This is a genomic window from Labrys wisconsinensis, assembly GCF_030814995.1.
Classification (GTDB): Bacteria; Pseudomonadota; Alphaproteobacteria; order Rhizobiales; family Labraceae; genus Labrys; species Labrys wisconsinensis.
The window spans coordinates 93,291-113,109 of record NZ_JAUSVX010000003.1; the positions used below are offsets into that span (position 1 = coordinate 93,291).

The following is a 19,819-nucleotide window of genomic DNA, read 5'->3' on the forward strand; positions in this document are numbered from 1 at the left end:
GCGCGACCATGGCCGCATCCCTCCGGGCTCGTGCCCTCCTCTCCCGCGCTGCCCTCCACGTGGCGGCGGCCCTGATCGTCGTCTGGTCGGCGGCGCCCTTCCTCTGGCAGATCTCGACCAGCTTCCAGGAGGACCGCCTCCTCACCGCGCCGACGCCGAGCCTGATCCCCTGGCCGGGGACGCTCGACCATTTCCGCAACATCTTCGTGGAGAAGCAGTTCCACCTCTACATCGTCAACTCGCTGATCGTCGCCGGCGCCACGGCGCTCTCCTGCCTCGTCATCGGCGCGCTCGCCGCCTTCGCCCTGTCGCGGTTCCGGCTCGCCAACCGGTTCGGCATCCTCGGCCTGATCCTGTCGGTGTCGATGTTCCCGCAGATCGCCATCGTGGCGCCGCTCTACCTGATCGCCTCGTCGATCGGGCTGATGAACACCTACACGGTGCTGATCATCATCTATCTCGCGCTCGGGCTGCCGCTGGTGATCTGGGTGCTGTTCGGCTATTTCGAGACTATCCCCCGCGAGATCGACGAAGCCGCCATCATCGACGGCGCCGGCCCGCTGCGCCTCCTCGTCTCGGTGATCGTGCCGATGTCCCTGCCCGGCTTCGTCACCACCGGGCTCCTCGCCTTCATCATGGCGTGGAACGAATTCATGTTCGCGCTCGCCTTCACCTCCGGCGCTGCGCGCCAGACCATCCCGGTCGGCATCGCCAACTTCACCAACCTGTTCTACGTGCCCTGGGGCGACGTCGCCGCCGCGTCGGTGGTCGTCACCGTGCCGCTCGTCGCCCTGGTGCTGGCCTTCCAGCGCTACATCATCGCGGGCCTGACCCAGGGAGCGGTCAAGGAATGACGCGCACATCCGCCGCTTTCGAGGACACCTGGCGCGAGGCCTATGCGCGTCTTGCAGCGGAGGTGCCACGCCTCGCCGCCGCGGCGAGGCCGCTGCTGGCCGGCTTCGCCGCCTGCGTCGACAAGCTGCTCGACCTGCACGAGATCGCGCCGCGTCTTGCAGAGCACCCCGAGGCACCGGCACGACGCTTCCTCGAGGCGCTGATGACGCGGGCCGCAGCCGGCCGCGGCGGCGAGATCCTGGTGGACTGGCCGGCCGGCCCGGCCTTCCTCGCCCCGCTGGCGCAAGGCAGCGCTCTCGGCGGCACCGCGGCGCAGGCCGCCTGGGCCCTGGCCCGGCTCGGCGCGCCGGCGATCATCGCGCTGGGCGACCGCAGCGCCGACCAGCTCGCGGTGCTCGATCCGGCGACATGGCTCGCCGACGGCGACGGCAAGCTGCGGCGAGCCGGCGAGACGGCACCGGAGGGTGAAGGCAAGCCGGCTCACTACATCGTCGAGTATACGGCCGGCCGGCCCCTGCCCGGCCTTGTCCCGACGCGCTCGACCCGCATCATCGTCCGCTTCGCCGACGAGGACATCGAGCGCGATGCGGCCTTCCGGGCCTATGGCCGCGGCCACGGTGCTGGCGCCGGCGCAGCGCTGCTGTCGGGGCCCAATGCCGTGCCGCCCGGCCCGCTGGAGGCGGCGCTGGACGAGCTGGCGGATGCAGCGGCGGAATGGCGCGCGGCCGGCATCGGCCTCGTCCATCTCGAGCTCGGCGAATTCGCCATGCCCGGCACGCGGGAGGCCGTGCTGGAGCGTCTCGCCGGCAGCGTCACCTCCGTGGGCATGAACCGCAGCGAGCTGCGCTCGCTGATGCCCGGCGTCGACGAGCGGGAGGCCTTGGCCGCCCTGGCCTGGAAGCTCGGGGCGCGACGCGCGGTCATGCATGCGGACGAATGGGCGCTGGCGGCGACGTGCGGCGATCCCGACATCGAGCGTGACGCGCTGGCGGCAGGCTGCCTGCTCGCCTCGGCCCGGGCGCAGGCGGGGCGCCCCGTCGGCGCCCCGAAGGCCACGGACGACGCGGCCTTCCTGCCGCCGCCGGTGCCGCTCGTGGAACGGCGCGACGGCTGGAGCTTCGTCGCCTGCCCTGCCCCCTATCTCGCGCAGCCACGCTCCACCATCGGCCTCGGCGACACCTTCACCGCCGGCACCATGCTGGTGCACTGCCAGCCGCAACACCAGCCGATCCTCGCCGGGCTCGACGCGGCGGCCGGCCCCTTCCCGCTTCCCGCATGAGGAGAGGGCCCATGGCCGTGACCAGCCCACGACGCATCGGCGAAACCTTTGCCTTCCCCCGACACGACCGCCCTGCCGGTCGTCTTCCGCCCCCCCACCCCCCAAGGCACCCAGGACCAAGGAGCGCCCGATGACCCGCATGGACGACAAGCTCGCCCGCATCAGAGCCGGCAATTACCGCAAGGGCGATTTCATCATCGCCGACGCCAAGGACGGCGACATGTCCAACCCGATCCCGGCAACCGGCCCGCTGCGCGGCTCGGACGGCAGCGTCACGCGCTTTCGCACCCGTGCCGAGTTCCTGGAGCAGATCACCGCGCTGATCCGCCAGGACCTGCTCGACATCATGCTGGTCTCGGCCTCGAACCTGGAGCTCCTGCAGGAGGCCGGCGCCTTCAAGGGCAGCGCCATCGAGCCGGCGTTCCGCGCCAACGACACCACCGACATCTGGGGCGCGCGGCCGAACGGCTACGGCAAGCTCGGGCCCTCGCGCCCGTTCCGCACCCCGTCGCTGAAGCGCATCGCCGAGGCCGGCATCGGCGATCTCGGCCTCTATTCCGTGACCTTCGTCAACGACCTCGATGCGGACCTGCGCTCGCTGGAAGCCTTCACCGCCTTCCGCGAGGACGCGGCCGCCAACGGCATCCGCTACTTCCTGGAAGTGTTCAACCCGAACATCGATTGCGGCCTGCCTGCGGAGGCGATCCCGCACTTCGTCAATGATTGCCTCGCCCGCTGCCTCTCCGGTGTCCTGAAGCGCGACCGGCCGCAATTCCTGAAATATCCCTACAACGGAGCGAAGGCGCTGGACGAGCTGGTGTCCTACGATCCGGGGCTGGTCGTCGGCGTGCTCGGCGGTGGCGCCGGCACGACCCGCGACACGTTCGAGCTGCTCTACCAGGCGGAGAAGTACGGCGCCCGCGTTGCCCTGTTCGGCCGCAAGATCAACCTGGCGGAGAGCCAGCTCGACATCGTGCGCTTCATGCGGGCGGTCGCCGACGGCGAGATGAAGCCGCTGGAGGCGGTGCAGGCCTATCACGGCGTGCTGCGCGACAAGGACATCCCGCCGGTGCGCGCTCTGGAGGACGACAGCCAGGTCACGGAGGCGGTGCTGAAGCCGGCCGCGTCGGCCTGACGGCGTCCGGACTGGGTGGAGTTGATCCGCCTCCCCGTGAACAGCCTCGTGGGGAGGCGGACGTGCGTCTTGCTGTCGACGCCCAAAATGACTAGTTATTTGACTAGACATTTCAGGCGAACGAAACACCGATGAAGAGTTGGCCGGTCCAGGACGCCAAGGCTCGCTTCAGCGAGCTCCTCGACACTTGCCTGAGAGAAGGTCCTCAGTTGGTGACGAAGCGCGGAGCGGATACGGCGGTGCTGGTTCCGATCCAGGATTGGCATCGCCTGCAGCAGTCCGCCCGCCCGACGCTGAAAGATCTGTTGCTGGCGCAAACGCCGCGCGGCGACATGCCCCTGCCGCAGCGCGGCCGCCTGCATCGCCGCCCTCCCGGCAACGTCGAGTGACGGCGGTGTACCTTCTGGACACGAATGTCGTTTCCGAACTTCGCCGCCTGCGTCCGCACGGAGCGGTGCTGAAATGGCTCCAAGGCATCGATGACGCCGATCTTCACCTCTCTGCGGTGACCATCGGCGAGATACAGGCGGGAATCGAGATAGCTCGGGAGCAGGACGGCGGCAAAGCCACCGAAATCGAGGCCTGGCTGGAGCAGGTCGCAGCAACATTCAATGTCCTGCCGATGGACGCTCGCGCATTCCGCTGCTGGGGACGGCTCATGCATCGCCGATCCGATCATCTGGTCGAGGACGCGATGATCGCGGCGACGGCACAGGTGCACGATCTCATCGTTGCAACCCGGAACGTCCGAGACTTTGACCCGTTCGGCGTTCGGACCTTCAATCCATTCGTCGCCTCGCCGTGAACATCATCGCCTCGGAGACCACATTGGTATCGAGGAGAATCATTCAAAGCGCACCGGCTCGGCTGGGGCCTTGTGGCGATCGAACGCCAGATCATCATCACGCAGGCCGGCGCGACGGCCGATCTCGGCCAGGAGCATGCCGAGCTTGACCCGATCCTGCGAACGCACGGCATTCTCGAGGATGTCCCGGATTTCCGCTTCCGTGCTCCGGCCGTGCTGGGCCGCTCGGAGCTTGAGTGCGCGGTGAGTCGCCTCAGGCAAATTTCTGATGGTGACGGCAGGCATTGATATCAGCCCCTGCTATTCCGCATCAATGATATCGTACGGTTCCGTTTGATATCAATATCTGACCCCGAGATCCTTCGTCTATTCGGCAGCGAGGCTGCGGCGGCGGTCGTGGGCGTCGTCGGCATAGTAGGCGCGCTTGGCCTCGTACATGCGGGCATCCGCCCGCTTGATCACCTGCTCCAGACGTTCGCCGGGGAGGCTGGTGGCGGCGCCGAGCGCAAAGCTGAGCGGGGTGCCGGTGTAGAACTGGTTGTTGAGCTCGACCAGCTGCTCGATGTCCTCCATCACCAGCTCCGCCCCCCGCTCATCGACGGCGGGCAGCAGGATGGCGAACTCGTCGCCGCCGATGCGGGCGGCGTGGCCCGGCTTGTCCACCAGCTTGCCCAGGATCTCGCCGGCCCGGCGCAGCATCTCGTCGCCGGCGGCGTGGCCGAGCTGGTCATTGGCCGCCTTGAGCCCGTTGAGGTCGGCCATGATGATGGTGATCGGCGAGGAGCCCTTGCGCTCCAGGCGGTTGAGCTCGTCGACATAGAAGGACCGGTTATAGAGCTTGGTCAGCACGTCGTGCTTGCCGAGATACTCCAGATAGGCCTCGGCCTTCTTGCGGGCGGTGATGTCGGTGAGAGCCACCTGCACCAGGGCCCAGTCCCGCTCGTGGCCGGGAAAGACCGAGAACTGCAGGTGGAGATGCAGCTCGTCGCCGGCCAGGGAATAGTTGATCACCTCGCGCTGCTGGAACAGCCTGCCCTGCCACAGATCGATCAGCTGCTCACGGAAATGCTGCTGCATGCCGTCCCGGAAGACGTCGCGCAGACGCAGGAGCAGCCCGTCCTTGTCGGCGGCGCAGAACAGGTCGAGCGTGTGGCGGTTGACGTCGACCACGCGGATCTCGCTCATGCAGCGGGCGACGAACTCGGGATGCACGTCGGTGAAGGTGCGGAAATCGACGATGCCGCGCTCACGCAGATCGTCCATCAGGCGTTTGATGGCGCTGAAATCCTCGACCCACAGCGACACCGGCGAATGGTGGAACAGGCCGCGGGCATAGGCCTCGGCGGCGGCGAGCCGGCGGCGGGCCGTCTCACGCTCGGTGACGTCCTCGACCGCGACGAGCACGCGCGACCAGGTCTCCTCATGGCCCGGCAGCACGCTGCCCTTGAGCTGGATGTCGAGGCGGCGGCCGGTGAGCGTGTAGTTGACGGTGTGGCTGGAGAATTCGCACCGCCCCTCCCACAGCTGCACCAGCTCGTCGAGATGGGTCATCAGCATGTCGTCGCGGAACACCGTGCCGAGATCGGCGACGAGATGATCGAAATCCCTGGCCTCGAACAGCGACAGGGTCCTGCGATTGACCTTGAGGACGCGGATGCGGTCGGCGCAGGCCTTGATGCGCGTGGGATCGGCAAGGAGATGGCCACGCAGGTCGGTGACGCCGGCCGCCCGCCACTCATCGAGCAGGCGCTTGAGGCCACTATAGTCCTCGACCCACAGGGAGACGGGCGCCAGGTCGAACATGTTGGCGTCGTCGCGGTCGTCCGGCGTCGTGGCGGTCGCATCGTCCGGAGAGGGCATGGCGCGCCTCCAAGAGCTAGGTCGGCGGAGAAGACAGGCGGAGGATCGATTCTGCCCTGCAAACCTAAGAAGCTCATTTTGCGGCATCCCGCAATCAACGCCGCGCGCTCGCGGCCGCCGCCCGCCCGTCAGGCGAAATAGTCGGGATGCTGCAGGCGCAGGGTCTCGACGTCCGGGATCACGGCGCTGAGATGATGCCGCATCGCCGCACGCGCGGCCTCGACGTCATGCGCGGCGATCGCATCGCGGATCACGGCATGGTCTCCGACGACATGCGCCATGCGGCCGGGCACGGGCAGCGTGAGGCGCCGGGCACGGTCGATCTGGGTCTTGACCTGCGTCAGGAGCCGCCAGATGCCGGGGTAGCCGGCAATGGCGGCGATGGTCTCGTGGAAGGATTCGTCGGCTTCGTGGAAGGCCCGCTGGTCGCCGGCCTCGGCGAGGTGGCGCTGCCAGGACAGGATGGCGTCGAGGCGCGCGAGCTCGGCCGGACCGGCGCCGGCCGCGGCGCGGGCGATCGTGGTGTCCTCCAGCGCCTGGCGGATGACCACGGCCTCCGGGATGGCGGCGACCGGAATGCGCGACACGAACGTGCCGGACTGCGGAAAGATGTCGACCAGGCCCTCCTCGGCCAAACGGATCAGGGCTTCGCGCAGCGGCGTGCGGCTGACGGCGAAGTGCTGGGTCAGCCGCTTCTCCTGCAGCGCCGCGCCCGGCAGCAGGCGCATCGAGACGATCCCTTCGCGCAGCTCCGCATGGATCGCCGCGGCCGTGGTGAGGCGGCGCACCCCGCCGCGCGGTCCGGATGGCGCCGCCTGCCCGCCCGTCACGCTCTGCGCCGTCGCGATCGCCTCGCTCATCAGCCGTCTCGCCGAAATTGACACCCTAATATATCAATTTATAGTGCCGGCCAAGGCAACCGGCGCGGCGAAAGACCTGCCCGCCCCCCGGGAGACGGCGCATCATGGCTCTCCATCCCGACAGGCTGCTGCCGACCGAGCCGGCCACCCGCGCCATCGCGCGGCGCCTCTATGACGCCGTCGCCGGCCTGCCGATCCTGTCGCCGCACGGCCACACCGATCCGCGCTGGTACGCGACGGACGAGGCTTTCCCCGATCCCGCCACCCTGTTCGTCAAGCCCGACCACTATGTCTTCCGCATGCTCCATTCGCAGGGCGTGCGCCTGGAAGACCTCGGCATCCCGACCCGCGACGGGACGCGGGTCGAGACGGACGGGCGCCGGATCTGGCGCATCTTCGCCCGGCACTGGCATCTCTTCCGCGGCACGCCGACGCGGCTGTGGTTCGAACATGCGCTGGAGCAGATGTTCGGCATCGAGGAGCGGCTCGGCGAGGCCAATGCCGACCGCATCCACGACACCATCGCCGAGGCGCTCGCCAAGCCCGAATTCCGCCCGCGCGCGCTCTATGACCGCTTCGACATCGCGGCGATCGCCACCACGGATGCGGCGCTCGACGACCTCGCCTGGCATGCCGAGATTCGCGCATCGGGCTGGCACGGAAGGGTGATCCCGACCTATCGTCCGGACGCCGTCGTCGATCCCGCACGCACGGATTTCCGTGACAATGTCGAGCGCCTGCTGGCGCTCTGCCAGGCGCCGGCGACCTGGGAGGGTTATCTCGATGCGCACCGGGTCCGCCGCGCCCATTTTCGCGCGCACGGCGCCACCGCCACGGACCACGGCCATCCCACGGCGCGGACGGCGGCGCTCGACACGGCCTCAGCCCGGGCGCTGTTCGAGCGGGTGCTGCGTCCGCCCGTGTCGGCGGCGGACGCCGAGCTGTTCCGCGCCCAGATGCTGACGGAGATGGCCCGCATGAGCCTGGAGGACGGGCTCGTCATGCAGATCCATCCGGGCTCCTGGCGCAACCACAATCCCGGCCTGCTCGACCGCTTCGGTCCGGACATGGGCGCCGACATCCCGACGCCCACAGACTACGTCCAGGCACTGAAGCCCCTGCTCGACATCGTCGGCAACGATCCGCACCTGACCCTGATCCTGTTCACGCTGGACGAAACCGCCTACGGCCGGGAGCTGGCGCCGCTCGCCGGCCATTATCCCTGCCTGCGGCTCGGCCCGCCCTGGTGGTTCTTCGACAGCCCCGAGGGCATCCGCCGCTTCCGCGAGCTGACCACCGAGACCGCCGGCTTCTACAACACGGTCGGCTTCAACGACGACACCCGGGCCTATCTCTCTATTCCCGCACGCCACGACATGGCGCGCCGAGCCGACTGCGCTTTCCTGGCGCGGCTGGTGGCCGACCATCGCCTCGACGAGGACGAAGCACACGAGGTCGCGCACGCCCTGACCCACGGCCTCGTCAAGGACGCCTATCGCCTGTGACCGGCGGCCGCCAAGAGCCGCGACCATGAAGGCCGAACGGCCATGCAAGGAGGAACGCATGACCATCACACGCAGAAGCTTCGTCGGCGGTGTCGCCGGCCTCGCCGGGCTGGCTGCCTCGCGCAACAACGCCCTCGCCGGCCTCGCCCTGCCGGCGAGTCCCGTGACCATCTCGATCGTCGACGTCGCCGGCAACCTCGCCCTGACCCAGGACGCGATCGAGCGCTACCGGGCGGCCAAGCCCAATGTCGTCGAGCGCTTCGTCTTCTCCAAGGCGCCGGCGCCGGAGCTGCCGGGCAAGATCAAGGCCCAGCAGGATGCCGGCCGCAGCGATATCGACCTGGTGCTGACCGGCACCGACGTCTTGTCGGCCGGCCTGGAGCAGGGTCTGTGGATCGACCTCAAGCCGCATGCCGGCGCCCTGCCCAAGCTCGACGAGATCTACCTGCCGCAGGCGGCGAAGATGCAGGCCATCGCCAAGGACCACGGCGTCTGCGTCAGCTATTATCCCTCCGGCCCGCTGATCGAATACATGCCGGACCGGGTCAAGACGCCGCCGGCCTCGACCCAGGAGCTGCTCGACTGGGCCAGGCAGAACAAGGGTAAGCTGATCTACGCCCGGCCGGCCAATTCGGGGCCGGGCCGCACCTGGCTGATGGGCCTGCCCTATCTCCTCGGCGACAGCGATCCGCGCGATCCCGTCAACGGCTGGGCCAAGACCTGGGATTACCTCAAGGCGCTGGGCGAGACGATCGAATATTATCCCGCCGGCACGGCGGCGACGATGAAGGAATTCGGCGAGGGCACGCGCGACATCGTCATCTCCACCACCGGCTGGGACATCAACCCCCGGGTGCTCGGCACCGTGCCGCAGGAGGCCGAGGTCGGCACGCTGAAGGGCTTCCACTGGGTGACCGACGCCCACTACATGGTGGTGCCCAAGGGCATTCCCGAGGAGAGGCTCGCGGTGCTGCTCGACCTCATGAGCTTCCTGCTGCAGAAGGAGCAACAGGCCTTTGCCTTCGACAAGGGCTATTTCTACCCCGGCCCGGCGGTGAAGGACGTCACCATCGACATGGCGCCGCAGGAGAGCCAGGACGCCATCAAGGAGTTCGGCCGCCCGCAATACGAAAAATGGATCGCGGAGGCGCCGCTGGAGGTGCCGCTCGAGACGAAGCCGATGGTCGCCGCCTTCAAGCTGTGGGACGAGCGCATCGGCGCCGGCAAGGGGTGAGCGGACCGATATCGCGCCGGGCAGGAACGACCGGACGGGGGAGCGCAGGATTCCGCATGCAGGTTGCAATCGAACGTTGGAGAAAACCCGTATAGGATAGGATTCTTCTCACGCGCCGATCGCGACCCGGTTCATGCGGAACAGCGTTCTCCTGTCGAAGCTGCGACTGGTCAGCGGCCTGGTGCTGATGACCTTCGTCGCCGGGCATCTCGTCAACGCCGCGCTCGGCCTGGTCTCGCTGCAGACCATGGAGGACTGGCGCGTCGTGCTGATGCGGCCCTGGCTCACCCTGCCCGGCCAGGTGCTGCTCTATGGCGCGCTCGTCGTGCATGCCGGCCTCGGCATCCTCTCGATCCTGCGCCGCCCGCGCCTCACCCTCACCCGCAAGGACTTCGCGCAGATCGCCTTCGGGCTGCTGATCCCGGCTCTGCTGGCGGCGCACCTGCTGGCGACGCGGGTCGCCGGCCTGCTCGCCGATTTCCAGCCGGGCTACTCCTGGATCCTCACCGTCTACTGGAAATGGGCGCCTAATTACGGCTTGCAGCAGGTCTTCCTGGTGGCGGTGGTCTGGGCGCACGGCTGCATCGGCATGCTGTCCTGGCTGAACCTCAGGCCCTGGTGGCCGCGGATCGCCGCCTTCGCCTATCCCCCGGTCTTCGCCCTGCCGATCCTGGCCCTGCTCGGCTTCGTGCATGCCGGTGACGAGGTGCTGGCCCGGCTGAGCAACGATGCCGCCTTCAAGGCCATGGTGCACGAGGCGGCGCAGAAGGGCGCACCGGTGGCGCCAACGCTGCTGGCCTGGCAGCACGGCCTCCTCGTCGCCTATGCGCTGGTGGTGGCCGTCACCCTCGCGCCTGGGGCCTGGCGCGTGCTGCGGTCCCGGTTCGCCGCGGCCACGGCGGCGTCGATCCGCTATGTCGACGGCCCGATCGTGACGGCAGCGGTGGGATCGACCCTGCTGGACGCCAGCCGCCGCCATCATGTGCCGCATTCGGCGGTGTGCTCGGGCCATGCGCGCTGCGGCACATGCCGGGTGCGGATCACGGCGCCGCCGGGTGTGCTGTCGCCCCCTTCCGCCGACGAGATGCACCTGCTGCGGCATCTGCATGCCGGCGACGCAGTGCGCCTCGCCTGCCGGGCGACCATTCTGCGGCCGGTGTCCTTCACATTGGAGCGGCTGGTGCCGGTGGAGATCGCCGACGCCGCCGCGCGCGGCGAAGCCCTGCCCTCCGGCGGAACAGAGGCCGTCTCGTGAGGGCGGGAACCACCGTCCTCCCGCTCGCCCTGCTCGGCCTCGGCATGCCCCTGGCCGTTGCGCAGGACGGCTCCTCCGCGCCGGTGCTCGACGGCCTCGTCGCCGACCTGCAATCGGCGCCGGGCGACTGGACGGCGCTGTCGGAGCGCTTTTCCGCGGCCTGGTGGAGCGGCGACCTCCTGCGCGCCGTCACGCTGCTCCTGGTGCTGCTGATGATCGCGGCGAGCTGCGAGCTGCTGTTCTGGTGCTACGCCGCACCGGCCCTGCGCGCGCTGCAGGCCGTGCCGGCCGCTGCGCCCCGCCAGCGCGCCCTGATCGCGGTGGAGCAATTCGCCTTGCGCCTGTTCGGGGTGGCGCTGTCCACCGGTGCCGCCTTCGGCGTCACCACGATGATGACGTGGCCGCCGGTGGTGACCGCGACGGCTGCCATCGTGGCCACTGCCCTGGCGGTGCTGCGCGGCGCTGGGCTCCTGGCCGACCTCCTGCTCTCGCCGCGCGCCGCGTCGCGACGGGTCTGGCCCTGGCCCGACTCCACGGCGCGGCGGGTCCATGCCCATGTCATGGCGGTCGCGGTGACCGCCTGCCTCGGCTATGCCGCCAGCCGGCTGCTCGGGGAGGTCATGGCCGCGCCGCATGCCGCCGAGATCACCATCGCTCTCGCCGGGGTCGCGACCGGCCTCGCCCTGCTCGTCGCCCTGTCTGCCTGGTCGCGGGCGCGCCGTCGCGCGCGGCCGGCGCAGGGCCGCAGCCTCGCCGACCTCCTGCCCTTCGCTGCGGCCGCCGTGCTCGTCGCCGGCATGCTCGCCTGGATCGCCGGCGCTTATCAGGCGGTGTGGACCGGCCTGATCCTCGGCGCCCTCGGCCTCGCCGATTTTGCGGCCGGCGGCATCCTGCACGCGCTCCTGCGCGACCGGCCCGATGCCGACGAAGCGGAAAGCCGGCCGGACGCCATGAGCCTCGCCACCGCCTACGAGCCGGTGATCCGCCGCTTTGCCCGATTCTGCCTGGCGCTCGCGGCCTTCCTGGCGATTCTCATGGTCTGGCGCGTCAACGTGCTGATGCCGGCCTCATCGAAGGGACCGGTCGCGATGCTGATCGACCAGTCGATCAACGTGCTTGTGGTCGTGCTGCTCTGCGATCTCGCTTGGCTCTGGGTGCGCACCTTCATCGACCGCCAGCTGCGCCTGGCGCCCGGCATGGGCGACGGCGAGGCGGCCTCGCGCCTCTCCACCCTGCTGCCGATGATCCGCACGGCGGTGCTGATCGTGCTCGTCGGGCTGACGACGCTGGTGGCGCTGTCGGCGATCGGCGTCAACATCGCTCCGCTCCTCGCCGGCGCCGGGGTCGTCGGCCTCGCCATCGGCTTCGGCGCCCAGACCCTGGTGCGCGACATCATCACCGGCGTGTTCTTCCTGATCGAGGACGCATTCCGCGTCGGGGAATATATCGACGTCGGTGCGCGCAAGGGCACGGTGGAGGCGATCTCGCTGCGCTCGCTGCGGCTGCGCCACCAGCGCGGCGCCCTGCACACCGTGCCCTTCGGCGAGATCAAGTCGCTGTCCAACGAGAGCCGCGACTGGTCGATCGTCAAGCTGGAGTTCCGCATCCCCTTCGACACCGACCTGGCGCTGGTCAAGAAGATCATCAAGAGCATCAATGCCGAGATCATGGCCGATCCCGAGCTCGGCCCGAACATGCTGGAACCGCTGAAGAGCCAGGGCATCAACCGGTTCGAGGAATATTGGATGGTGCTCAGGGTCAAGTACACCGCCAAGCCCAATGCCTATCTCTTCATGATCCGCCGCGAGGCCTATCACCGCATCCGCGATGCCTTCGACAAGGCCGGGATCAAGCTCGGCGAGCGCAGCGTCAAGGTCGAGATGGCCGGGCGTGCCGCCATCGACGACATCGCGGCCGCCGGCGGTGCCGGCGACTTCGACGACAGGCCGGCGCCGTCCGCCTCCTGAGGCGGGGTGGCGGCTCGCGGATCGCCTCGCGCCGGCGAATCCGGACGGCTTGTTCCCGCGACGATGCAACCTTCGGCGCGGGGCGCGCGTATAGAGCCGAATGCGCCGGCGTCACGGCGCGCTGGGGCAGCGAGGCGTCATGGCTGGGTCGATCGTCTGGTTTCGCGACGACCTGCGCCTTGCCGACAATCCCGCCCTGACGGCGGCGGTCCGGACCGGTGCCCCGCTCGTCTGCCTGTTCGTGCTGGACGACGCGTCGCCGGGACACCGCCGCCCCGGCGCGGCCGCGCGGTGGTGGCTGCATCAGTCCCTCGACGCGCTGGCAGACGGGCTGGAGCAGCGCGGCTCGAGCCTGGTGCTGCGCCGCGGGCCGGCCGCGCTGGTCGTGCCGCAGCTGGCGCGCGAGATCGGGGCCGGCGCGGTGTTCTGGAACAGGCGCTATGGCGCGGCGGAGCGTGCCACCGACACCGCCATCAAGGCCGATCTGCAACGCAGCGGCGTGGAGGCCGTGAGCTTCAACGGCAACCTGCTGCACGAGCCATGGGATATCGCGACACGAGACGGCGGCGCGTTCAAGGTGTTCACGCCATTCTGGCGAGCCGTCCTGGCCAGAGGCGAGCCGCGCCGTCCCGCGTCCGCCGCCGATGCCCTCGCCCGCCTCCCCGCGGTCGCCTCCGATCGACTGTACGATTGGGCCCTGAAGCCGGTGAGGCCCGACTGGTCGGGCACGATCGCCGGGTCCTGGACTCCCGGGGAAGCCGGCGCGCTCGGCGCTCTGTCACAATTCTTGGACGACGGCGGCCCAGACTATGCCGACCATCGCGACCAGCCGGACAAGCGGGCCACCTCGCGCCTGTCGCCGCATCTGCGGTTCGGCGAGATCTCGCCGGCCCAGGTCTGGCACGCCATCCGCCACGCCGAGGCTGTCGGCACGATCAGCGGCCGCGCCGCCGAGAAGTTCCTGAGCGAGCTCGGTTGGCGCGAGTTCTGCTATCATCTGCTCTACGCCGCCGAGGATCTGCGCGCGGTCAATGTGCAGCGCCGCTTCGATGCCTTCCCCTGGCGGCACGACGAGGTCGGGCTGCGGGCCTGGACCAGCGGCAAGACCGGCTATCCCCTCGTCGACGCCGGGATGAGGGAGCTGCTGCGGACCGGATGGATGCACAATCGCGTGCGCATGGTGGCTGCGTCCTTCCTGGTCAAGCACCTCCTGATCGACTGGCGCACCGGCGAGGACTGGTTCTGGGACACGCTGGTCGACGCGGACCCCGCCAGCAATCCGGCGAGCTGGCAATGGGTCGCCGGTTCCGGCGCGGATGCCGCTCCTTATTTCCGTATCTTCAATCCCATCGCGCAGGGCGAGAGATTCGATCCGGAAGGGGCCTATGTCCGCCGCTTCGTGCCTGAGCTCGCACGGCTGCCGGACGCCTGGATCCACAGGCCGTGGCAGGCGCCGGCCGACGTGCTCGCCGAAGCCGGCGTCGTGCTGGGCAGCTCCTACCCCGCGCCGGTCGTCGACCATGCGGCGGCGCGCCTCCGGGCGCTCGCCGCGCTCGCCTCGCTCGATGCGATGGCCTGATCGGCCCTATCCGCGCAGGCGCCCTGCCCCGCGGGCGAGAAGAGCGAAATAGGCACGATAGGGCAGCAGGTTGGCGGCCTTGACCATCAGCGCCATGCGCCGGGGAAAGGCGATCTCGAACCGTGTCGTCTCCAGCCCGGCCAGGATGCGCAGCGCAGCCCGGTCGGCGTTCATCAGGAACGGCTTGGGAAAGGCGCCGCCCGCGGTCAGGCCCGTCCTGACGAAGCCCGGGCAGATCACCTGGATCAGCACGCCGGCCGGGTCGAGATCCGGCTTGAGCCCGGCCGCCATGTTGATCAGGGCCGCCTTGCTGCCGCCATAGGCCGAGGCGGTCGGCAGGCCGCCATAGCCGGCTACCGAGGCCGTGATGGCCACCTGGCCGCACCGGCGTGCCAGCATCCCCGGCAGCGCGGCGGCAAGGCCGTTGGCGACGCCGATGACGTTGACCTCGAAGCTGCGGGCATAGGCCGCGGCATCCAGCGTCGCGGCCCGCACCGGAATGTAGAGCCCGGCATTGAACAGGGCCCGGGCGATCGGACCGTGCGCCAGCTCGATCGCCGCCACGGTCGCCGCCATCCCGGCGGCGTCGGTGACGTCGCCGGGATGGGCGACGATGCGGCCGCCGGCAGCCGCGGCTTCCTGCGACAGGCGTGCCAGCTCGCCCTCGCGCCGGGCGGTCACCGCGACCGTCCAGCCGCGGCGCGCATGCGCCATGGCCACGGCCCGGCCGATGCCGGAGCTCGCTCCGGTGATCCAGACGATGCCGTCCTGCGGCGTGGCCGGCTTCGGCGAAGGCCTCATGGTCGATTCCCCGGTTGCCGCCTCGGTCCAGGTTGGATACCGTTCGGCCATAAGATTCATGGATTTCGTCCACCATGCCCTTCCGCACCGATCTCGTCGATGCCATCGGCCGCACGCCCCTGATCCGGCTCAGGCGCGCCTCCGAGGCGACCGGCTGCACGATCCTCGGCAAGGCGGAGTTCATGAACCCCGGCCAGTCGGTGAAGGACCGCGCAGCGCTCTATATCATCAAGGACGCGGTGCAGCGCGGCGCCCTGCAGCCGGGCGGCACCATCGTCGAAGGCACGGCCGGCAATACCGGCATCGGCATCGCCCTCGTGGCGGATGCGCTCGGCTTCAAGACGGTGATCGTCATCCCGGAGACGCAGAGCCAGGAGAAGAAGGACATGCTGCGCCTGGCCGGCGCCGAGCTGGTGGAGGTGCCGGCCGTGCCCTACGCCAACCCCAACAACTACGTGAAGGTGTCGGGGCGCCTTGCCGAGGAGTTGGCGCGCACCGTGCCGGGCGGCGCGGTCTGGGCCAACCAGTTCGACAATGTCGCCAACCGCCAGGCCCATATCGAGACCACCGCGCCGGAGATCTTCGAGGACACGGGCGGTGCGGTCGACGGCTTCATCTGCTCGGTCGGCACCGGCGGCACGCTGGCCGGCACCGGCATCGGGCTGAAGCAGCGCAACCCGGCGATCAAGCTCGGCCTCGCCGACCCGATGGGCGCGGCGATGTATTCCTTCTTCACCAAGGGCGACCTTTCCTCCTCCGGCTCGTCGATCTCCGAGGGCATCGGGCAGAACCGCGTCACCCGCAACGTCGAGGGCGCGCCGGTCGACTTCGCCTGCCAGATCCCGGACGAGGAAGCGGTGCCGATCGTCTTCGACCTGCTCCTGGAGGAGGGCCTGTGCGTCGGCCTCTCCACCGGCATCAACATCGCCGGCGCCATCCGCATGGCCAGGGAGATGGGCCCGGGCCACACCATCGTGACCATCCTGTGCGACTACGGCACGCGCTATCAGTCGAAGCTGTTCAACCCGGACTTCATGCGCTCGAAGGGCCTGCCGGTGCCGACCTGGCTGGAACGCAAGAGCGCGGTGAAGGTGCCCTACCTCTGAGGCGAGACGGGCCGGTTGCGCATGCGCGCGCGGCGGTGCAGGGAAAGGGCTCGATCGTTCGAGAGGCCGCCATGCCGACCATCCTGCTGTTCCGCGACGACGCCTATCTCACCGTCACGCCCGCCACCGTCCTCGCCGTCACCGAACGCGGCGGCATCGTGCTCGACCGCACCGTGTTCTACGCGACCGGCGGCGGCCAGCCAGGCGATGTCGGCACCCTGACGCGGGCCGATGGCGGTCTGATCACGATCGCCACCGCGGTCTGGAACGACGCGGCCAAGACCGAGGTCGCCCATGTCGCCGCCGAAGGCAGCGCCCTGCCCTCGCCCGGTGAGGCCGTGACGCTGACGCTGGACTGGCCGGTGCGCCATGCCCGCATGCGCGTCCACACCGCGCTGCACCTGCTCTCCGTCGCGCTGCCCCATCCCGTCACCGGCGGCTCGATCGGCGAGGGCGAAGGCCGGCTCGACTTCGACATTCCCGATGCCGGCCTCGACAAGGACGAGATCACGGCCAGGCTCAGGGCGATGGTCGAGGCGGACGCCGCAGTGACGGAGCGCTGGATCACCGACGCCGAGCTCGACGCCAATCCCGGCCTGGTCAAGACCATGTCGGTGCAGCCGCCGCGCGGCTCGGGGCGAATCCGCCTGGTGGAGATCGCCGGCCTCGACCTGCAACCCTGTGGTGGCACCCATGTGCGCAGCACCGGCGAGATCGGCCCGGTCTCGGTCACGCAGATCGAGAAGAAGGGCAAGCAGAACCGGCGGGTAAGGATCGCGCTGGGCTGAAGCCGACTGGGAGCCCGGCTCACTCGGGTGCGACGACCAGGATCTTGAACGTGCCCGGCACGAGGGTCGGACGCGAGCCCGGCGACACCGGCGGCACGAACTCGGCCGTCGGCAGGTAGAGGCGTCCGGTCGCGACGTCGACGGCGCCGAGGCGCGCGCCCTGCCGCGTCGCGAGGGTCTGGACCACCGCGACGTCGCTCGCGCCGTGCAGCGCGATCACGCTCAGCGTTCCGTCCACGCCGGCGGGAACGAAGGCGCGCCGCCGCTTCGAATCGAGCAGGACGGCGTCGGCGCCCCGGCCGACGGCCAGGCTGGCGACGGAACGCCCGCTGTCCGCCTGCAGCACCTTGGCCAGCCCATTGCGGCAGGCCGAGATCAGCCAGCCGTCGTCCGCATCGTAGGCCAAGCCCGTCGGATCCTCGCAACCGTCGAGGGCCATTCGCCGGGCTACCCGGCGGCCCGGGACGTCGACGGCGACGATCTCGCTGGCCTTGCCGCTGCTGACATTGACGAAGACCGTTCCCGCGCCGTCGGCAGCGGCATATTCGGGGGCGCCGCCGAGAGGGACGGTTCCGACGATCCGCGCCTGCCCTGCATCCGCCAGGAGCAGGACGTCCGATTCGCCGCTCACCGCCGCGAGCAGGCCGGATTTCGGCTCGAGCACCAGGGCGTCGAGCGCATGCCGGCCGCTCGTCGGCGCGTCGTGATCGGTCGAGATCCGCGCCAGCACCGCCCCGGTCGCGCCGGCGAACACCGTGATCGTCTTGCTGGCGCTGTCGGTGACCGCGACGCGGCCGTCGCCGAGCGGCGCGATGCCATGCGTGGTTCCGCCGGCGACAAGGCCGGTGACGAGCTGGCGCGTGTTGAGGTCGAGAGCCGTCACGCCTTGCTGCGCCACATAGAGGCGCCCGCTGCCGGGGTCGATGACGGTATAGTCCCAGGCCCCGCCGGCGCCCGGGATTTCACCGACGACGGCATAGGCCGGATCGGTCTCGGCCGCGTCCGCGACGCAAGGTCCCGACACGCCCAGCGTCACGCCGAGCGCAAGCGCGATCGCACGATGCTTGCCCATCCGCATCTCTCCGAAGACGGCGTCCGCGCAGTGGTCGCGGCGCCACCTCAGGCTTCCACACCTTTGTTGCGCGATTGTTGCCGCAAGGCGCGACGATGGACGTCCGTCGTCCCCTGCGCCGGCGAAACCGCCGTCAGGCCCGCTGGGGCCGAGACCGCGCCGGCCGCCGGACTGCCGTCACGGCGCGCAGGCCGAGCAGCACCGCGACGATCGCCGCGTAGATCAGCGGCTCCGGTTGCCAGATCTTCAGCACCATGACGAAGTGCAGCGCCGCCAGGGCCGCAGCGGCGTAGACCAGCCGGTGCAGCAGGGCCCAGCGCCGCGCGCCCAGCCTGCGGATCGACCAGGCGTTGGAGGTCGCCGCGAGCGGCACCAGGATCGCCAGGGCGAGCATGCCGATGGTGATGTAAGGGCGCCGGACGATGTCGGCGAGCACCGCCGCGGCATCGAGGCCGCGGTCGAACAGCAGCCACGCCGTCAGATGCAGCAGCGCATACCAGAACGCCATGAGGCCGAGCGCCCGGCGGTAGCGCATGAGGTTGAGGCCGGCGAGCCGGCGCAGCGGCGTCACGCACAGCGTCGCGATCAGGAAGCGCAGCGCCCACAGGCCGATGGCGTGCTCCAGCGCCCGGACGGGATCGGCGCCGAGCCTGTCGGCGAAGGCCAGCCAGAAGGTCCATACCGCCGGGACGAAGCCGACGGCGTAGACCAGCCAGACCGGCACATTGATGCGTCGGGACGCCATCAGTAGTTCGCCCTCAGATCCATGCCGGCATAGAGGCCGGCGACCTCCTCGGCATAGCCGTTGAAGGGCAATGTCGGCCGGCGGGCGGCGAGCAGGCCGCCCTCGCCGATGCGCCGCTCGGTCGCCTGGCTCCAGCGCGGATGGTCGACCTCCGGGTTGACGTTGGAATAGAAGCCGTATTCGCGCGCGTTCTGCAGGTTCCAGGACGTCTTGGGCTGCTGGTCGACCAGGCTGATGCGCACGATCGACTTGATGCCCTTGAAGCCGTATTTCCACGGCACCACCAGCCGCAGCGGCGCGCCGTTCTGGTTCGGCAGCGTCTCGCCGTAGAGGCCGACGGCAAGGATGGCCAGGGGATGCATGGCCTCGTCCAGGCGCAGGCCCTCGACATAGGGCCAGTCGAGCGGCTGGAAGAAGCCGCGCTGGCCCGGCATCTCCTCGGGGCGCACCAGCGTCTCGAAGGCGACGTAGCGCGCCGCGCTCTTCGGCCCGGCGCGCTTCAGCACCTCCGCCAGGGGAAAGCCGTCCCAGGGGATCACCATCGACCAGCCCTCGACGCAGCGCATGCGGTAGATGCGCTCCTCAAGGGCGAACGGCTTGACGAAGTCCTCCAGCTGATAGTCCGCGGGATGGTCGACCAGGCCGTCGACCTTCACCGTCCACGGCGTGGTGGTGAGCGAGCCGGCATTGGCGGCAGGGTCGGCCTTGTCGGTGCCGAACTCGTAGAAATTGTTGTAGCCGGTGATGTCCTCGCGGCTGGTCTTCGGCTCGTCGGTGGAATAGCGGCTGGGGGCGGCGGGCAGCGCCGCGGCCGAGGCCCCGGCCGGAAGGGCGGCGCCGAGCGCCAGGCCGGCGGCACCGGCGAGGAAGCGGCGACGGTCTAGATAGATGTCGCGGGGCGTGATCTCCGACGGAAGGATCGGGGGAGAGCGGCGGATCTGCATCGGGACCTCGTGAGCGGCCTGTTCCGGAT

19 protein-coding genes are annotated in these 19,819 nt (G+C 69.7%); 12 read left to right on the forward strand and 7 right to left on the reverse strand.

All coding sequences use genetic code 11. The annotated features are described in order from the left end of the window. The first annotated feature begins 8 nt into the window (after positions 1–8). The 5 genes from QO011_RS10385 (at position 9) to QO011_RS10405 (ending at position 4,074) form a co-directional block, all read left to right on the forward strand. Complete coding sequence (locus QO011_RS10385) at positions 9–854, forward strand: carbohydrate ABC transporter permease (protein ID WP_307271245.1); 846 nt, start codon at positions 9–11, stop codon at positions 852–854. Further along, positions 851–2,134, forward strand: a complete 1,284-nt coding sequence (locus tag QO011_RS10390) for an ADP-dependent glucokinase/phosphofructokinase (protein ID WP_307271248.1) — start codon at positions 851–853, stop codon at positions 2,132–2,134. Before QO011_RS10385 ends, QO011_RS10390 begins: the two co-directional genes overlap by 4 nt. Positions 2,135–2,264: 130 nt before the next feature. After that, positions 2,265–3,269, forward strand: a complete 1,005-nt coding sequence (locus QO011_RS10395) for a hypothetical protein (RefSeq protein ID WP_307271251.1) — start codon at positions 2,265–2,267, stop codon at positions 3,267–3,269. 131 nt (positions 3,270–3,400) lie between these two features. Next, the gene (locus QO011_RS10400; RefSeq protein ID WP_307271254.1) at positions 3,401–3,658 is read left to right on the forward strand and encodes a type II toxin-antitoxin system Phd/YefM family antitoxin; all 258 of its coding nucleotides are present in this window, start codon (positions 3,401–3,403) and stop codon (positions 3,656–3,658) included. A gap of 5 nt (positions 3,659–3,663) precedes the next feature. Then, positions 3,664–4,074 carry a type II toxin-antitoxin system VapC family toxin gene (locus tag QO011_RS10405; RefSeq protein WP_307271258.1) on the forward strand — a complete coding sequence of 137 codons (411 nt, stop codon included), beginning with the start codon at positions 3,664–3,666 and terminating at the stop codon, positions 4,072–4,074. 39 nt (positions 4,075–4,113) lie between these two features. On the opposite strand, the gene QO011_RS10410 is transcribed toward QO011_RS10405, so the two are convergent. The 3 genes from QO011_RS10410 to QO011_RS10420 form a co-directional block, all read right to left on the reverse strand. Further along, positions 4,114–4,359 (reverse strand): FitA-like ribbon-helix-helix domain-containing protein, encoded by a 246-nt coding sequence (locus QO011_RS10410; RefSeq protein WP_307271260.1) that lies wholly within the window; start codon positions 4,357–4,359, stop codon positions 4,114–4,116. Positions 4,360–4,440: 81 nt separating this feature from the next. Beyond that, a complete protein-coding gene (locus tag QO011_RS10415; RefSeq protein ID WP_307271262.1) occupies positions 4,441–5,934 on the reverse strand; it encodes a sensor domain-containing diguanylate cyclase in 1,494 nt (497 codons plus the stop codon). 128 nt (positions 5,935–6,062) lie between these two features. Further along, entirely contained in the window at positions 6,063–6,794 is a 732-nt protein-coding gene (locus QO011_RS10420) for a GntR family transcriptional regulator (RefSeq protein ID WP_307271265.1), read from the reverse strand. Positions 6,795–6,898: 104 nt separating this feature from the next. On the opposite strand from QO011_RS10420, the gene uxaC reads away from it, so the two are divergent. The 5 genes from uxaC to QO011_RS10445 all read left to right on the forward strand — a co-directional run bounded on the left by uxaC (position 6,899) and on the right by QO011_RS10445 (position 14,334). Further along, a complete protein-coding gene (gene uxaC / locus QO011_RS10425) occupies positions 6,899–8,299 on the forward strand; it encodes a glucuronate isomerase (protein ID WP_307271267.1) in 1,401 nt (466 codons plus the stop codon). Positions 8,300–8,357: 58 nt separating this feature from the next. Further along, a complete protein-coding gene (locus QO011_RS10430; protein ID WP_307271270.1) occupies positions 8,358–9,533 on the forward strand; it encodes an extracellular solute-binding protein in 1,176 nt (391 codons plus the stop codon). 133 nt (positions 9,534–9,666) lie between these two features. Beyond that, positions 9,667–10,788 (forward strand): 2Fe-2S iron-sulfur cluster-binding protein, encoded by a 1,122-nt coding sequence (locus QO011_RS10435; RefSeq protein WP_307271273.1) that lies wholly within the window; start codon positions 9,667–9,669, stop codon positions 10,786–10,788. After that, positions 10,785–12,755, forward strand: coding sequence for a mechanosensitive ion channel family protein (locus QO011_RS10440; RefSeq protein ID WP_307271276.1), 1,971 nt, complete (start codon positions 10,785–10,787; stop codon positions 12,753–12,755). Before QO011_RS10435 ends, QO011_RS10440 begins: the two co-directional genes overlap by 4 nt. Positions 12,756–12,894: 139 nt before the next feature. Beyond that, complete coding sequence (locus tag QO011_RS10445) at positions 12,895–14,334, forward strand: cryptochrome/photolyase family protein (protein ID WP_307271278.1); 1,440 nt, start codon at positions 12,895–12,897, stop codon at positions 14,332–14,334. Positions 14,335–14,340: 6 nt separating this feature from the next. Here the strand turns inward: QO011_RS10445 and QO011_RS10450 are convergent, their stop codons facing one another. Further along, complete coding sequence (locus tag QO011_RS10450) at positions 14,341–15,135, reverse strand: SDR family NAD(P)-dependent oxidoreductase (protein ID WP_307271281.1); 795 nt, start codon at positions 15,133–15,135, stop codon at positions 14,341–14,343. Between the two features lie 74 nt (positions 15,136–15,209). Here QO011_RS10450 and QO011_RS10455 point away from each other — a divergent pair, with 74 nt between their 5' ends. Together QO011_RS10455 and QO011_RS10460 are read left to right on the forward strand one after the other, a co-directional pair. After that, positions 15,210–16,241 (forward strand): cysteine synthase A, encoded by a 1,032-nt coding sequence (locus QO011_RS10455; protein ID WP_307271284.1) that lies wholly within the window; start codon positions 15,210–15,212, stop codon positions 16,239–16,241. 71 nt (positions 16,242–16,312) lie between these two features. Next, positions 16,313–17,029: an alanyl-tRNA editing protein gene (locus tag QO011_RS10460; protein ID WP_307271287.1), complete on the forward strand. Its 717-nt coding sequence runs from the start codon at positions 16,313–16,315 to the stop codon at positions 17,027–17,029. A gap of 19 nt (positions 17,030–17,048) precedes the next feature. Here the strand turns inward: QO011_RS10460 and QO011_RS10465 are convergent, their stop codons facing one another. The 3 genes from QO011_RS10465 to msrP all read right to left on the reverse strand — a co-directional run bounded on the left by QO011_RS10465 (position 17,049) and on the right by msrP (position 19,790). Beyond that, positions 17,049–18,101 (reverse strand): YncE family protein, encoded by a 1,053-nt coding sequence (locus tag QO011_RS10465; protein ID WP_307271291.1) that lies wholly within the window; start codon positions 18,099–18,101, stop codon positions 17,049–17,051. 133 nt (positions 18,102–18,234) lie between these two features. After that, positions 18,235–18,846 (reverse strand): protein-methionine-sulfoxide reductase heme-binding subunit MsrQ, encoded by a 612-nt coding sequence (gene msrQ, locus QO011_RS10470; RefSeq protein ID WP_307271293.1) that lies wholly within the window; start codon positions 18,844–18,846, stop codon positions 18,235–18,237. Beyond that, positions 18,846–19,790: a protein-methionine-sulfoxide reductase catalytic subunit MsrP gene (gene msrP / locus QO011_RS10475; protein ID WP_307271296.1), complete on the reverse strand. Its 945-nt coding sequence runs from the start codon at positions 19,788–19,790 to the stop codon at positions 18,846–18,848. Before msrP ends, msrQ begins: the two co-directional genes overlap by 1 nt. Positions 19,791–19,819: the final 29 nt, after the last annotated feature.